Origin of the sequence: Acinetobacter sp. YH16042 (assembly GCF_013417245.1) — a bacterium.
Taxonomy (GTDB): Bacteria; Pseudomonadota; Gammaproteobacteria; order Pseudomonadales; family Moraxellaceae; genus Acinetobacter; species Acinetobacter amyesii.
This window is the reverse complement of sequence record NZ_VPEJ01000016.1, coordinates 13,289-27,721: the sequence shown is the minus strand read 5'-3', so window position 1 is coordinate 27,721 and position 14,433 is coordinate 13,289. Positions and strand designations below refer to the sequence as shown.

Annotated in this window: 12 protein-coding genes; 6 read left to right on the top strand and 6 right to left on the bottom strand. The window is 42.0% G+C overall.

Annotated features, from left to right (window positions below):
• Nucleotides 1-44 precede the first annotated feature (44 nt).
• The 3 genes from FTV37_RS11705 to FTV37_RS11695 all read right to left on the bottom strand — a co-directional run bounded on the left by FTV37_RS11705 (nt 45) and on the right by FTV37_RS11695 (nt 3,979).
• The gene (locus FTV37_RS11705; RefSeq protein ID WP_180021403.1) at nt 45-1,508 is read right to left on the bottom strand and encodes an amino acid permease; all 1,464 of its coding nucleotides are present in this window, start codon (nt 1,506-1,508) and stop codon (nt 45-47) included.
• Nucleotides 1,508-2,542: a methyltransferase gene (locus FTV37_RS11700; protein WP_078192341.1), complete on the bottom strand. Its 1,035-nt coding sequence runs from the start codon at nt 2,540-2,542 to the stop codon at nt 1,508-1,510. Before FTV37_RS11700 ends, FTV37_RS11705 begins: the two co-directional genes overlap by 1 nt.
• Before the next feature lie 66 nt (nt 2,543-2,608).
• Entirely contained in the window at nt 2,609-3,979 is a 1,371-nt protein-coding gene (locus tag FTV37_RS11695; RefSeq protein ID WP_180063929.1) for a uracil-xanthine permease family protein, read from the bottom strand.
• Nucleotides 3,980-4,152: 173 nt separating this feature from the next.
• Between FTV37_RS11695 and typA the strand changes: the two genes are divergently transcribed.
• Nucleotides 4,153-5,988 carry a translational GTPase TypA gene (gene typA / locus FTV37_RS11690; RefSeq protein WP_180063928.1) on the top strand — a complete coding sequence of 612 codons (1,836 nt, stop codon included), beginning with the start codon at nt 4,153-4,155 and terminating at the stop codon, nt 5,986-5,988.
• Between the two features lie 292 nt (nt 5,989-6,280).
• The gene (gene mscL, locus FTV37_RS11685; RefSeq protein WP_180063927.1) at nt 6,281-6,712 is read left to right on the top strand and encodes a large conductance mechanosensitive channel protein MscL; all 432 of its coding nucleotides are present in this window, start codon (nt 6,281-6,283) and stop codon (nt 6,710-6,712) included.
• Nucleotides 6,713-6,750: 38 nt separating this feature from the next.
• Here the strand turns inward: mscL and FTV37_RS11680 are convergent, their stop codons facing one another.
• From FTV37_RS11680 to mutM, 3 genes are all read right to left on the bottom strand, one after another.
• A complete protein-coding gene (locus tag FTV37_RS11680; RefSeq protein ID WP_005007840.1) occupies nt 6,751-7,125 on the bottom strand; it encodes a hypothetical protein in 375 nt (124 codons plus the stop codon).
• Between the two features lie 197 nt (nt 7,126-7,322).
• Nucleotides 7,323-7,601, bottom strand: coding sequence for a peptidylprolyl isomerase (locus FTV37_RS11675; RefSeq protein WP_078192338.1), 279 nt, complete (start codon nt 7,599-7,601; stop codon nt 7,323-7,325).
• Entirely contained in the window at nt 7,598-8,452 is an 855-nt protein-coding gene (gene mutM / locus FTV37_RS11670; RefSeq protein ID WP_180063926.1) for a bifunctional DNA-formamidopyrimidine glycosylase/DNA-(apurinic or apyrimidinic site) lyase, read from the bottom strand. The genes FTV37_RS11675 and mutM overlap by 4 nt, the downstream gene beginning before the upstream one ends.
• Before the next feature lie 389 nt (nt 8,453-8,841).
• On the opposite strand from mutM, the gene FTV37_RS11665 reads away from it, so the two are divergent.
• The 4 genes from FTV37_RS11665 to FTV37_RS11650 all read left to right on the top strand — a co-directional run bounded on the left by FTV37_RS11665 (nt 8,842) and on the right by FTV37_RS11650 (nt 14,366).
• Nucleotides 8,842-10,104, top strand: a complete 1,263-nt coding sequence (locus tag FTV37_RS11665; RefSeq protein WP_180009888.1) for a carbohydrate porin — start codon at nt 8,842-8,844, stop codon at nt 10,102-10,104.
• 18 nt (nt 10,105-10,122) lie between these two features.
• Nucleotides 10,123-12,228 (top strand): TonB-dependent receptor, encoded by a 2,106-nt coding sequence (locus FTV37_RS11660; protein ID WP_180063925.1) that lies wholly within the window; start codon nt 10,123-10,125, stop codon nt 12,226-12,228.
• Between the two features lie 12 nt (nt 12,229-12,240).
• Complete coding sequence (locus FTV37_RS11655) at nt 12,241-13,356, top strand: NADH:flavin oxidoreductase/NADH oxidase (protein WP_180008490.1); 1,116 nt, start codon at nt 12,241-12,243, stop codon at nt 13,354-13,356.
• 80 nt (nt 13,357-13,436) lie between these two features.
• Entirely contained in the window at nt 13,437-14,366 is a 930-nt protein-coding gene (locus tag FTV37_RS11650; protein ID WP_180008488.1) for an AEC family transporter, read from the top strand.
• Nucleotides 14,367-14,433 lie beyond the last annotated feature (67 nt).

Genomic DNA, 14,433 nt, shown 5'->3' with positions numbered 1-14,433 from the left:
AAAAAAGCAGCCCTGAAGCTGCTTATTTTTATTCAGTGATCACATTATTCTTGATCAACTTTCATTGGTTTTACATCCATTTCTTGATAGGAAACCAACTTAGTTTTGTGTTTCCACTTATAACCGAACCAAATGGCAAGGAATAAGAAAATACCAATATAGGTAGAAACAACGGCCAACCACTCACCATCTAAAACGGCTTGATAGTTCTGACCAAGGACCACGATGGCACACAAAATAAAGGCAAACCACGGTGCAAATGGGAAGAATTTTGCACGGTAAGCAAGATCTTCCAATTTATTGCCTTGAGCCAAGTAGCCTTTACGGAAGCGATAATGTGAAACTGCAATACCGAGCCACACAATAAAGCCACACATACCTGACATGTTCAGTAACCAGTTAAAGACCGCTTGTTCACCGATAAATGTGGTTAAGAAGCACAGTGCCGCAATCGCTGTAGTTGCATAAAGTGCATTCATTGGTACGCCACGTGCATCTAAGCGACCAAAGACTTTCGGCGCACTGCCTTTACGTGCCATATCAAACAGCATACGGGTAGAGGAGTACATACCAGAGTTACCCGCTGATAAAATCGCAGTCAAGATCACCGCATTCATCACCGATGCAGCAAAGGCAAAACCTGCTTTTTCATACAGTAAGGTAAATGGTGATAGTGCAATATTTTCAGTAGATGCTGCTTGTAATAAACGTGGGTCATCATAGGCAATAAGAGTGCCGATAATGAAAATACACACGATATAAAACAACAAGATACGCCAGAAAATTTGCTTGATGGCAATAGGAATGGTCTTTTCAGGATCTTTCGATTCACCTGCAGCCACACCAACCATTTCAGTCCCTTGGAAAGAGAAACCGGCAATCATGGCCACACCAATCAAGGCAGATAAACCGCCGACAAATGGGGCTTCACCCTTGGTCCAGTTGGCAAATGTTTCTACGCCCGGTGTCAGCATGATTTTGCCAATCATAAACAGACCGATAATGATAAAGGCAACAATTGCGAGCACTTTAACAAGCGAGAAGAAGAATTCAGATTCACCGAAGCCTTTTACGGTCAGCGCATTAATAGCAAAGACGATTGCGAGGAAAATCGCACTCCAGTAAAAGCCCGGAATATCTGGAAACCAGAATTTCATAATGAATTGGACTGCGACCAATTCAAATGCCACGGTAATCGCCCAGTTGTACCAATAGTTCCAACCCAAAGCGAAGCCGAAACCACCCTCGACATATTTTGTGCCGTAGGTAAAGAATGCACCCGAAGTTGGATTATGTGTTGCAAGCTCACCTAGACTGGTCATCAAGAAGTAAATCATGATACCAATTAAGCAGTATGCAAGCAGGGCGCCACCCGGGCCTGCATTGGCAATGGTTGCTCCAGAGGCAAGAAATAAACCTGTACCAATTGAACCACCAATTGCAATCATGTTGAGATGGCGAGCACCCAACTTACGCTGAAGCTGAGCTGGTTTTTGAGTTTCGCTCATCATTGTTCCTTAAGATTTTTTTGCGTGCTCGCAAACAAGACTTTAAATCCTTGTTGGTCGGCTTTGATTGTACATTGACCGTAATGTTGCTCAATTAAAGTCGGATAATTGAGGAATCGGTTGGCAACAATCCAAAGCTCACCCCCAGACTTCAAATGTCTGCGCGAAGTTTTGCATAGATTTTCACTGGCATTGTAGTCGGTTTGAATCCCTTGATGGAAGGGTGGATTGCTGACTATGGCATGTAAAAATAATGGAGCATCCTCGATTCCTGTGACCGCTTTAATCTCAAGTTGTTCAGGTTCAAGCAAATTTTGTTCAAATGTCATTTGTGTAGACGCTAGTGCAAAGGCATCTACATCCATGGCAAAGATACGATTTTTAGGATTCAGTTTGGCTAAATAAGCACTGATAACACCCGCACCACAGCCAAAATCTGCAATTTTGCCAGAAGTCACCTGTGATAAATAAGGCAATAATGTAGCCGTACCCACATCTAAACGGTTCTGGCTAAATACACCCGGCAGTGCGCAAATCGTAAGCTCACCATTTGGGGTCTCTACTGGATATTTTTGCACCCAATCTTGCAGTGGCTTCAGTGTGACAGTTTTTTCCAATAGGGTTTGCCACATTTGACAGTGACGCGCACTATCAATTTTTAGGGTTTTACCAAAGGGCTGTAATTGTTTTGCAGCGCGTTCAACACCGCCTTTTTTCTCACCCACGAGGAAAATAGAAGCACCTTGAGCAAGATGACTTGCGACATTGTGTAATAAATAATTTAGCAGTTCTTTTGATTTTGGAACAAAAATAACCGCTTGATCAAACTGACCTTCAGGAAAATCGACACCAAAATGGACGTTTGACTGTTGATTTTGAAAGTACTGAAAATCATTAAAATTCCAGCACCAAATCGATGGCTTAATATTGTCATTCAATTGACTGAGTAAGTCATCTGTCGGTGCATTTACGAAAAGCACGCGATCTTGTAATAAATCGATCTGTCGTATAACGACTTCACTTGTGAGATCCATAGATTTCTCCATCATAAAAAACACTGCCTAGGGCGGAACCTAGGCAGTGTTCTTTGACAAATGAACTTACTTCTTCACTTCAGGAAGAACAATATTCAAAATAAGGGCAGCGATACCACCAGTGGCAACGCCTGAACTGAAGATATTACGGAACAATTCAGGAAGATGTTCAAGGATTTGTGGTACTTGTGCAACACCTAGACCCAATGCCAATGAAATCGCAATGATTAGTAGTGCGCGGCGGTCTAAATGAATGCCTGACAAAATATTAATACCAGAGGCAGCCACAGCACCGAACATCACCATCACAGCACCACCAAGCACGGCTTGTGGAACCGCCTGAATGACACCTGCAACAGCAGGAAGTAAGCCTAAAATAACCAATAAGGCAGCAATCCAAATGCCTACATAGCGGCTTGCAACACCTGTTAACTGAATAACACCGTTGTTTTGCGCAAATACAGAACTTGGGAACGTGTTAAAGATACCGGCAAGGAATGAGTTTGCACCATTCACCAATACACCACCTTTGATACGCTTCATCCATTCAGGGCCATCTACAGCTTGATTTGAAAGCTTAGAAGTCGCGGTAATATCGCCAATCGCTTCTAAAGATGTCACAAGGTAGATAAATGCCATTGGAATAAACAAGCTCCACGAGAAGCTTAAGCCAAAGTGCATCGGTGTTGGAATTTGAACCAGTGGCGCATCTTTTAAACCATCAAAGTTTAAATGACCCATAAAGCCTGCAAGGATGTAACCCACGACTAAGGCAATTAGGATGGCAGAACTTTTTACCCATGTAATACGTACACGGTTCAATAAAATGATCAGTGCCAAAACGGTACATGACATGATGAGGTTGTCTGCATTGGCAAATGTTTTATCGCCCATGGCTTGATAACCACCACCCATGCTGATCAGGCCTTCTTTAATTAAAGTCAGACCAATCAATAGCACCACAATACCTGTTACCAATGGGGTAATCAGTTTTTTCACCCACGGTAAGATCCGTGACACACCCATTTCAATGAATGAACCCGCGATCACCACACCAAAGATAGATGCCATGACTGCTTCTACAGGTGTGCCTGCCGCAACCATCGCAGAACCAATACCGATAATAGGACCAATAAAGTTAAAGCTGGTTCCTTGTACAATCAGCAAGCCTGCGCCAAAGGGACCCACTTTCTTGGATTGTAAGAAAGTTGCGATACCAGAGATCACCAATGACATCGACAGAATCATATTGGTGTCTTCTTTTGACACACCAAGTGCCAAACAGATCAGCAGACCCGGCGTCACAATTGGGACAATAATGGCCAATAAATGTTGGAACGCAGCGAGAAAAGCAATAAAAGGTTTTGGTCGATCATTCAATCCATAGACTAAATCGAGTTGATCTTTTGCTTCGGGAGATTGGTTTAAATCAGACATGCGGCACTGAAAATTAAGGCTAGGTGGCGCTATTCTAATCTGTTTACACAGCTTTACAAAACCAAAAGCGTACCAGTCGTCAAAAAAAATGCGATTGTCAATAAACTGTCACTACTAAAATCTATATTTTTTCTGTATAATTTGCCCTCAAACTTTAGGCGTATCGAATTCACATGTCAGATATTAAAACTCTCCGTAACATTGCCATCATCGCGCACGTCGACCATGGTAAAACTACTCTTGTAGACAAACTTTTACAGCAATCAGGTGCTCTTGGCGATCGCGCAGGCGAGATCGAACGTGTAATGGATTCTGGCGCTATTGAAAGTGAACGTGGTATTACCATTCTTGCAAAAAACACTGCAATCAAATGGTTAGACAAGCGTACTGATACTGAATACCGTATCAATATCGTGGATACCCCGGGACACGCCGACTTCGGTGGTGAAGTAGAACGTGTAATGTCAATGGTTGACTGCGTACTTCTTCTTGTTGACTCTCAAGAAGGCCCAATGCCACAAACTCGTTTTGTAACGCAAAAAGCGTTCGCACGTGGTTTGAAACCAATCGTAATTATTAACAAAGTCGACAAGCCAAACGCTCGTCCAGACTGGGTAATTGACCAAGTATTCGATTTGTTCGACAACCTTGGTGGTTCTGACGAACAGTTAGACTTCCCAGTTGTATATGCTTCAGGTCTTCGTGGTGTGGCTGGTCCATCTCCAGAAGAACTTGCTGAAGACATGACTCCATTGTTCGAAACAATTGTAGACATCGTTGAACCACCAGCGGTTGACGTTGACGGTCCATTCCAAATGCAAGTCTCTTCACTTGACTATAACAGCTTCGTAGGTGTTATCGGTGTTGGTCGTATTCAACGTGGTTCAGTGAAATTAAATACACCTGTAACCGTGATTGACCAAGAAGGTAAAACACGTAACGGTCGTATCTTAAAAATCATGGGTTACCATGGTTTAGAGCGTGTTGATGTTGAATCTGCTTCTGCAGGCGACATCGTATGTGTAACAGGTATGGACGAACTGCATATTTCTGACACGATTTGTGATCCGAAAAATGTAGAAGCTTTACCACCGCTTTCTGTAGACGAACCAACAGTATCGATGACATTCCAAGTGAATAACTCACCGTTTGCAGGTAAAGAAGGTAAATTCGTGACTTCACGTAACATTCGTGAACGTCTAGACCGCGAATTAATTCACAACGTTGCACTTCGTGTAGAAGATACTGACAGTCCTGACCGTTTCAAAGTATCAGGCCGTGGTGAACTTCACCTTTCAGTATTGATTGAAAACATGCGTCGTGAAGGCTTCGAGATGGGTGTATCTCGTCCACAAGTGATCTTGAAAGAGATCGATGGCGAAATGCAAGAACCATACGAAAACGTGACTTTTGACGTAGAAGAACAGCACCAAGGCGCTGTGATGGAACAAATGGGTAACCGTAAAGGTGAGATGACCAATATGGAAGTAGACGGTAAAGGCCGTATCCGTATTGAAGCAACAGTTCCTTCACGTGGTTTGATTGGTTTCCGTTCTGAATTCATGACCATGACTTCAGGTACAGGTATCATGACTTCAAGCTTCTCGCACTATGGCCCAATGAAACAAGGTACTGTTGCGAAACGTCAAAATGGTGTGTTGATTTCTATGGTTCAAGGTACTTGCTTGGGCTATGCATTGTTCAGCTTACAAGATCGTGGTCGTTTATTCGCTAAACCTCAGTTAGAAGTTTACGAAGGTATGATTGTAGGGATTAACTCTCGTTCAGACGACATGGTGGTTAACCCAACTAAAGCGAAGCAGTTAACTAACGTACGTGCTTCTGGTACTGATGATGCGTTGACACTAGTGCCTGCAATTGAATTCACGCTTGAGCAAGCACTTGAATTTATTGAAGACGATGAGCTAGTTGAAGTAACACCAAAATCAATTCGTATTCGTAAGCGTTGGTTGACTGAAAACGAACGTAAACGTAACCGCGATAAATAATAGAATATCGTGATCTAAAAACCGCTAAATTCGTTTAGCGGTTTTTTTATGCATGGGTGTTTTGAATAAAAATGCAAAAATTGAATGACTTTATTCATTTAATTCGACATGTATAATTTTGATAAATCCTTTTTAATAGAATGTATTACCAAAATCAAAAATGTTTTGTGTGAATTTTTATACATGGTATTTAGAATCGAATATAAACCAAGTAAATTAGGTGGAAATAGTTATACAGATATAATGTATACTTCGTCACAAAATTAAAGCTGAAAAAATTTCTGGAGATCACATGAGTATTATTCAAGAATTTAGAGAATTTGCCGTAAAAGGCAACGTGATGGACTTGGCTGTAGGTGTCATCATTGGTGGTGCTTTCGGTAAAATCATCGATTCCATGGTAAAAGACATTATCATGCCTTTTATTTCTTGGATCCTTGGTGGTGACGTTGATTATTCAAATTGGTTCTTAGTATTGGGCGATAACCCAAACAAATTAACCACGCTAAAAGCAGCACAGGATGCAGGCCTTAATGTGTTGGCTTACGGTAACTTTTTAACTATCTTAATCAACTTCTTGCTTTTGGCATGGGTCGTATTCTGGTTAGTGAAATTGATGAACAAATTGCGCCGTCAAAAAGTTGAAGAGCCAGCTCCAGAGGCGACTCCAGAAGATATCGAATTACTTCGTGAAATTCGTGATGAATTAAAACGTAAAGGTTAATCCTTTAGCAGTGAAAACGGCGCTTAAAGCGCCGTTTTTTATTGTGAATTTTGTTGAGGCGTCATTTTCATAAACTTAGGTTCTGATGTCGAAAAAACAATGCCATTTCGAATGCCTGTAAATACTTCATTTGCTTCTTCAGGTGATTCGGGTGCGCAGGCTTGTTGACCTAATATAAATAAGACTAAAGGGTGATTTTTGGATAATTTGCTAATTTGCTGTATCGCATCATACCATTTTGATTCATCGTTACGATTCCCATCTAAATCTAGTGCCAACTGGACTTCACCATGAGGGTTCATATCTTGATCATCATATAATGCTTGGATAAGTGCATGCTTTCGTTCACCTCGAATGATTGTAAAATCTGTTGTATCGACAGTGCCAAGACGAAAATAGTTGTAATAGCCCAATGGAATGTCCTTTGTTTATTATTAAGTAGAATTGATTTAGTGCAATGTTATCTGGTTGCTATGATTTATATTATATGATTGAAAACCGCCAGCCAATGTTCTGAACGATTGAAAAAAATACTGGGATTATGTGCTTTAAGATGAAAAGCACATATTCGCGATATACTCGTTATAGCATGTTCAATGTGGGTGCTATGTTACATCCGAAACTTAATTTCTAATAAATGCCAGCCAAATTGGCTTTTGATCGGACCATGCAGTTCACGTTCAGGTAGGGTAAATACCGCTTTATCAATTGGGCCAACCAACTGGCCTTTTTTAATGTCGCCAAGCTCACCGCCTTTTTTACCCGAAGGGCATGTCGAATGCTGCTTTGCAATTTTGGCAAAGTCCGCACCGCCTTTGATTTTCTTTTTCAGTTGCTCACATAGTTCTTTATCTTTGACTAATATGTGGCGAACAATCGCAGACTTCATGCGTTATTTCCTTTCACGGTTTTCTTAGTCAGCATTTTAACCTTTTTTAAAGGCTGACACTCTGGGCAAAACACCGATGCACGTTGCCCTAGTTTGATATTTTGCAAGATGGTTTCACAGTTGATGCACATTTCACCGGCACGTCCGTAGGCGAGCAGAGTTTGTTGGAAATAACCATTTTCGCCCATCGCATTGGTGTAATCACGTAAAGTCGAACCGCCTAAATCAATTGCCTGTTTTAAAATACGTTTGATTTCGATGACCATTTTTTCAACTTGTTCAAAACTCAAACTCGATGCTGGCTGCGCAGGGTGTATGCCGAGGTTAAACAGGCTTTCCGTTGCATAAATATTGCCAACACCGACTACGATATGATTGTCCATGATCGATACTTTGATACTGGTCTGCTTATTTTTAAATTTTTGGAATAAGTATTCAGCATTAAAGTCATCACTCAGCGGTTCAGGGCCAAGCGTGTCAATCAGTTTGGTTTGAGACGATGCATCTAACCATAAAATACAGCCAAAACGGCGTGGATCGTGATAGCGCAATTGCATATCTTCAAAATGAATCACCAGATGATCATGCTTTCGTAATGCTTCATGACCTTCACAAATCCGAAAACTGCCAGACATGCCCAAATGCCACAACATGCTGTCCTGTTCAAATTCAGCCAAAATATATTTTGATCGACGGCTGAGCTGAAGTAGCTTTTGTCCGACGAGTTTTTGAATGTCGTCAGGAATAGGCCAACGCAGGCTCGACTGAAAAACCTCAACTTTGAGAACCTTTTCATTCAATAATGGCAATAAACTGGTTTTAGTGGTTTCTACTTCTGGTAATTCAGGCATAAAGGTCGAAGCAATGGATCATTCAAGTTATGCATACTATTGGGTCTAGCCCTACATAATGCAAGTTTCATCGCGGCCTAAGGGAGTGTATGAATAGGTTATTGATTATTAATTGTGAGAATAATAAACCAACAAGTCACAATAATGAGTTTGAAAAAGCGATCAGAAGTTAAACAATTGAATTAATAGATATATAAGATATTGAAAAATAATCACTAAAAATATTGCATAACAATAGATTTATTTAAAGTCACTTATTGATAAATTAAAGTTTGGTGAATGATAAAAATAATGCTGAGATAGAACGTGAAAAATTATGTAATTTCTGTGACATTAGATTTCAAGCCTTGTGGCTTGTCTAGAGACTCTCTCCAGATTTAGGTTTTACCATGAAAAAATACAGTCTAGCTCTTCTACCTGCATTTGTTGCAGCAGCCATGACACATGTTCACGCTACAGAAGCATTCGACACTAAAGGTCAGTACATGCTCGGGGATTGGGATGGTAAACGTACCGAACTTGCACAACAAGGTGTGAAGTTTGAGGCCAATATTGCTGCTGATGCTGCCTATCTTGCCGATGGCGGTCGTAATCCGGGACATTCAGCAACGGTAGCCAGTCAATTGTGGTTAGGAACACAGCTTGATATGGAAAAACTTGCAGGTTGGGATGGCGTGACTGTACGTGCTGTAATGACTGCTCGTCAAGGTCAAAGTACCTCAGTTCGTGATTTGCAAGGGGATGTTCCTCAATTGGCAAATGCACAAGCCAATTTTGGCCGTGGTAACCAAGACAGCCGCTTAACCGAGCTTTCGATTGAAAAGAATTTCAAAGAACAAGGTATTAGTGTTAAAGCCGGTCGTCTTGGTGTCGGTATGGACTTTAACGTGATGGCGTGTGATTTTGCCAGCAATGCCTTTTGTGCTGCACAAATGGGTAAATGGCAAGGTTCTATGTGGATGAATACCCCAGTTTCACAATGGGGTGGACGTGTGAAATACCAAGCGACACCAGAACTTGCGGCACAAGTCGGTGTTTATGAATTTAACCCTGACAATGGTAATGCCAAAGCAGAAGGTCAAGGTTGGAGTCTAGATACAGATCATGCTGATGGCGTAACTATTCCCGTAGAATTGGTTTGGACACCAAAATCATTGGTCAATGGCTTACCGGGGAGCTACCGCTTTGGTGCGATGTACAACACTGCAGATAATGTAAAAAATCAAAAAGACATTATTTCCGGTGAAGCTGAAGATCGTACCTTTGGTGGTTGGATAGCGATTGAGCAACAGTTTACGTCTACAGGTGAAGGCAAACGTGGTTTGCATAGCTTTGCTAATTTTACTTGGCATGATCGTGTCACCACAAAAGTTGATAACTCACAGCAGTTGGGTTTGAAATACATTGGATTGGCCGATCGTTTGCCTAACGATATGGTGGGCTTGGGCGTGAACCGTGTTCATGTCAATGATCGCCTTTCTACTGAAAAATTTGATGCAAGTGCAGAATATAATGTCGAGTTGAACTATAGCCATAACCCGACGAAATGGTTGATGATTCGCCCTAGTTTACAATATGTGATTAACCCAGGCTCAACAAATCGAGTTGATGATGCTTTCCTAATTGGTTTAAGCTCTAAGGTAATCTTCTAATGTCAAAATAGGTGCTCTATGCAAAGTAAATTTAACGTCACATCATTTAAGACACATTTACTTTGCCTGACGGCATGTATTAGCCAACAGCTGTATGCAGAAACAGGTTCTACGGAACCTGTTTTACTTCCTGAGATTACCATTGAAGCACCACGAACCAATACCACGTGGTTAAAAACACCTGCATCGGTATACCGTGTACAGCAGGCTGAAAATAATAACAATACTGGAGTGAATCTGTCCGAAACCTTAAAAGGTGTGCCCGGACTACAACTGAATAACCGTGAAAACTATGCACAAGACTTGCAACTCTCTATGCGAGGCTTTGGCGCACGTTCAACATTTGGTGTGCGTGGTATCCGTTTATATGTTAATGGAATCCCTGCGACCATGCCGGATGGTCAGGGACAGACATCAAATATCGATATGAGTAGCTTAAATCATATCGAAGTATTGGGCGGCCCATTTTCTTCTTTATATGGCAACTCTTCGGGTGGGGCGATCTTAACAACAACCAAGCAAGGTACTGGAAAAGACTCTATCGAACTCGGCTATTCGGGCGGCAGTCATCATAAAAGTCGTGCTGATATTGTGCTGCAAGGTGGCTCAGAACAGGCCAATGAACCTAGCTATGTTGTGAGTTCTTCTTATTTTGAAACCGATGGCTACCGTGATCATAGTGCTGCAAATAAGGTACTCAGCAATGCAAAACTGACGTGGGATTTGGATGATGGTTCCAAGGTCAATTGGATTGTGAATCATGTGGATATCAATGCCGATGATCCACAAGGTCTGAATCGGGAGCAATTGCGTCAAAATCCGAAACAAGTTAATGATGCCAATAATACCTATGATGTACGTAAGGAAATTAGCCAAACTCAAACTGGGTTGACGTGGAAAAAACCATTGAATGAGCAGCATGAACTCAATGCAATGGTGTATATGGGGCAACGTGATGTGGTGCAGTATCAGTCCATCCCCAAAAATCCACAAAATAATGCGCGCCATGCAGGTGGTGTGATTGATTTTAGCCGTGATTATTATGGAACAGATATTCGCTGGACAGGCAAAGACCTCTTGCCGAATACGCGTTTAACTGTAGGCCTTGCCTTTGATTATATGGATGAAGACCGTAAGGGCTATGAAAATTTTGATGCCAATGGAAATTTTGGCAAGAAAGGCAATATTCGTCGAAATGAAAATAACACCTTGTGGAATTTAGATCCCTATGTACAAGCTTCATGGAATTTTTTACCTAATTGGACTTTAGATACAGGGCTACGATATAGCAATGTTCATTATGAATCTGACGATAAATATGTCGTGGGTTTAAATAAGGATGACAGCGGTAAAACTGACTTTGACAAAGTTTTACCTTCAGCAGCAGTAAGCTTGAATATTGCGCCTCAACTGAATGCCTATGCCAGTTATGCCAAAGGTTTTGAAACACCAACCTTTACAGAAATGGCCTATTCTAAAGATGACGGCATGAATTTTGATTTAAAACCAGCCAGTAGCGATAACTACGAGCTTGGGCTTAAATCACAAAATGTATGGGGGAATTTCACTGCAGCGGTGTTCCAAAGCAAAACTCAAGATGACATCGTCTCTGCAGGAAGTATCAATGGTCGAGCAACCTATAAAAATGCCGATAAAACCTTACGTGAAGGTGTTGAGCTTTTGTGGAATAAACAGCTATGGCGAGATTTAAGCGCGCAAGCAAGCTACAGTTATATCGATGCCACTTTTGATGCCGCAATTCCTGACAGTGATGTCGTCAAAGGCACTTATATACCGGGTATCGCCAAAAACCAAGCGTTTGCCGCACTGAATTGGCAGCCAGATATTGGCTTTAATGCCGGCCTAGATGTTCGCTATATGGATAAAGTCTATGTCGATGATGCCAACAGTGATGCCGCGTCGAGCTATACCGTGGTTTCTGCCAACGCAGGTTATGTGTGGAAACAAGCAGATTGGAAAGTCAAAACCTATGTACGTGCAGATAATTTGTTTGATGAGAACTATGTCGGTTCAGTGATCGTCAATGATGGAAACGGACGCTTCTTTGAACCCGCAGATGGTTTGAATTGGAGTGCAGGATTAAGTGTGACCAAAGCCTTCTAAAAGGAGAGTAATGTGGCGTTGTTATTTCAACCAATTCAGTTTGGAACATTGGGGCTGAGTAATCGAATCGTGATTGCACCCATGTGTCAATATTCTGCCAATGAGCAAGGGGAGTTAAGCTATTGGCATGAGCAACAATGGGCGAATTATGCTTTGTCAGGTGCCGGACTTTGTATCGTCGAGGCAACGGCTGTGCAGGCAGAGGGGCGCATTAGCTATGCAGACCTCGGCCTTTGGAATGATATGCAACGCGCACAGATGAAGGCACTATTGGCCAAGGTGAAATCACTTTCACCTATGCCATTTGCTATCCAACTGGCACATGCGGGTCGTAAGGCATCGACAGATAAACCTTGGGCAGGACGTGGACAATTACCCCCAGATCACCCTCAAGGATGGCAAACTGTTTCAGCAAGTGAGTTGCCCTTTAATGTCACAGATCATGCACCCCATGCTTTAAGTCGAGATGAAATCCAGCAGATCATTCAAGACTTTGCCGATTCAGCAAAACGAGCGGTAGATGCAGGCTTTGACTTAATTGAGTTACATGCCGCACATGGTTATTTGCTGCATCAATTTATGTCGCCATTGTCGAATCAGCGTAGCGATGAATATGGTGGCAGTCTGGAAAATCGCATTCGGCTGACGCTTGAAGTGTTCCAAGCCATGAAAAATACCGTTCCTGAAGATTATCCAATTGGGGTACGTATTTCCGCAACTGATTGGATGGAATATACTGAAGCACCGAGTTGGGATCTAGACTCGGCTGTTGGCTTGTCAAAAGCGCTTGCACAACTAGGCACAGCCTATATTCATGTTTCTAGTGGCGGCTTAGATGTTGCGCAAAAAATTCAATTACAAGCCAGTTATCAAGTGCCTTTTGCTGAAGCCATTAAGCAAGCCGTTCAGGTTCCCGTCATTGCTGTGGGTTTAATTACCGAAGCAATGCAAGCCGAAGGCATCTTACAATATGGCATGGCAGATGCGATTGGTCTTGCTCGTGCAATTCAATATGACCCGCGTTGGCCATGGCATGCCGCTGCTGAACTCGGTGAAAACCTAAAAATTTCTCCGCAGTACTTACGCTGTCAGCCGCATGCACAAAGAAGTCAATTTACGGCTTTCTAATTTTCAAAATTTATAGCGTCCGATCTACACTCTCAGGTTGAGGGTGTGGATGGCAGAGTCTATTACACAGGATATTTCGTATGGTCTTTGAGGTGATTGGTCCAATCTTTTTTCTTTTGGCCTTGGGATATCTGTCTGTAAAATGCAGTTTATTGAGTAAAGAACAGGTCGGAACCATTGGTGCATTTGTGGTTAAGATTGCACTGCCGGCTTTGTTTTTTCAGTCATTAGCTTCTAAAGATTTGCATCAAATTTGGTATCCCGGCTATTTCTTTGTTTATACCGGAGTCACGTTTTTACTGTATGGTATGGCCTATTGGCTATTGTCGACACATTTTAAAAATAATATGTCGCAAACAGCGGTACTGTCATTAGGCGCTGGCATGTCAAATACAGGCTTAATTGGCACTGCAGTGCTAAGCTTGTTGGTCGGTCAAAATGCGATGACCTATACCTCACTAATCGTCATTATTGAAAGTGTGCTGCTGATTCCAACGGTACTGGTCCTTGCGCAATTAGGAAGTTCACAGCAAAAAGCCAATATTGGCGACATCATCAAAAATACCTTAATGACCCTGTTAAAAAATCCACTCTTTGCAGGGGTAATGCTAGGGATTGGGTTTGCAATTTTCCAAATTCGTTTGCCTCATCAAATCAATGATGTACTAGCGATGTTAGGTCAAACGGCTTCACCACTGGCACTGTTTGCAATTGGTGGAGGGATTGTCGGTATGAGCTTAAAGTATGTGAATGCTCAGAGCTTCTATTTGGTGATTTCAAGCAACTTGGTGATGCCTTTACTGACTTATTTAGGCTTACGTTATTTGACCGATGTCAGCCAAGAGATGTTATATGCAGGGACGATTATTGCCGCATTACCGATGCCGACGATTTTTGCCATGCTTGGACAAGTTTATGGCTTAAATGAAAAGACCTTAACGCCTTTGTTGATGAGTACTATCTTGGGCTTTGTCGTAACAGGTGTATTAATCAGTCTGTGGTGGGCGTGATTTTGATCAGCTCAAGATTTGCTTAAACCCATGAAAAAGCCCTGCATGTGCAGGGCTTTTTTTAATG

Bases quoted from the DNA above. Each gene is read 5' to 3' on its own strand.
- mutM (WP_180063926.1), bottom strand. From the start codon at position 8,452: ATGCCTGAATTACCAGAAGTAGAAACCACTAAAACCAGTTTATTGCCA.
- FTV37_RS11700 (WP_078192341.1), bottom strand. From the start codon at position 2,542: ATGGATCTCACAAGTGAAGTCGTTATACGACAGATCGATTTATTACAA.
- typA (WP_180063928.1), top strand. From the start codon at position 4,153: ATGTCAGATATTAAAACTCTCCGTAACATTGCCATCATCGCGCACGTC.
- FTV37_RS11695 (WP_180063929.1), bottom strand. From the start codon at position 3,979: ATGTCTGATTTAAACCAATCTCCCGAAGCAAAAGATCAACTCGATTTA.
- FTV37_RS11665 (WP_180009888.1), top strand. From the start codon at position 8,842: ATGAAAAAATACAGTCTAGCTCTTCTACCTGCATTTGTTGCAGCAGCC.
- FTV37_RS11660 (WP_180063925.1), top strand. From the start codon at position 10,123: ATGCAAAGTAAATTTAACGTCACATCATTTAAGACACATTTACTTTGC.
- FTV37_RS11675 (WP_078192338.1), bottom strand. From the start codon at position 7,601: ATGAAGTCTGCGATTGTTCGCCACATATTAGTCAAAGATAAAGAACTA.
- FTV37_RS11650 (WP_180008488.1), top strand. From the start codon at position 13,437: ATGGTCTTTGAGGTGATTGGTCCAATCTTTTTTCTTTTGGCCTTGGGA.
- FTV37_RS11705 (WP_180021403.1), bottom strand. From the start codon at position 1,508: ATGAGCGAAACTCAAAAACCAGCTCAGCTTCAGCGTAAGTTGGGTGCT.
- mscL (WP_180063927.1), top strand. From the start codon at position 6,281: ATGAGTATTATTCAAGAATTTAGAGAATTTGCCGTAAAAGGCAACGTG.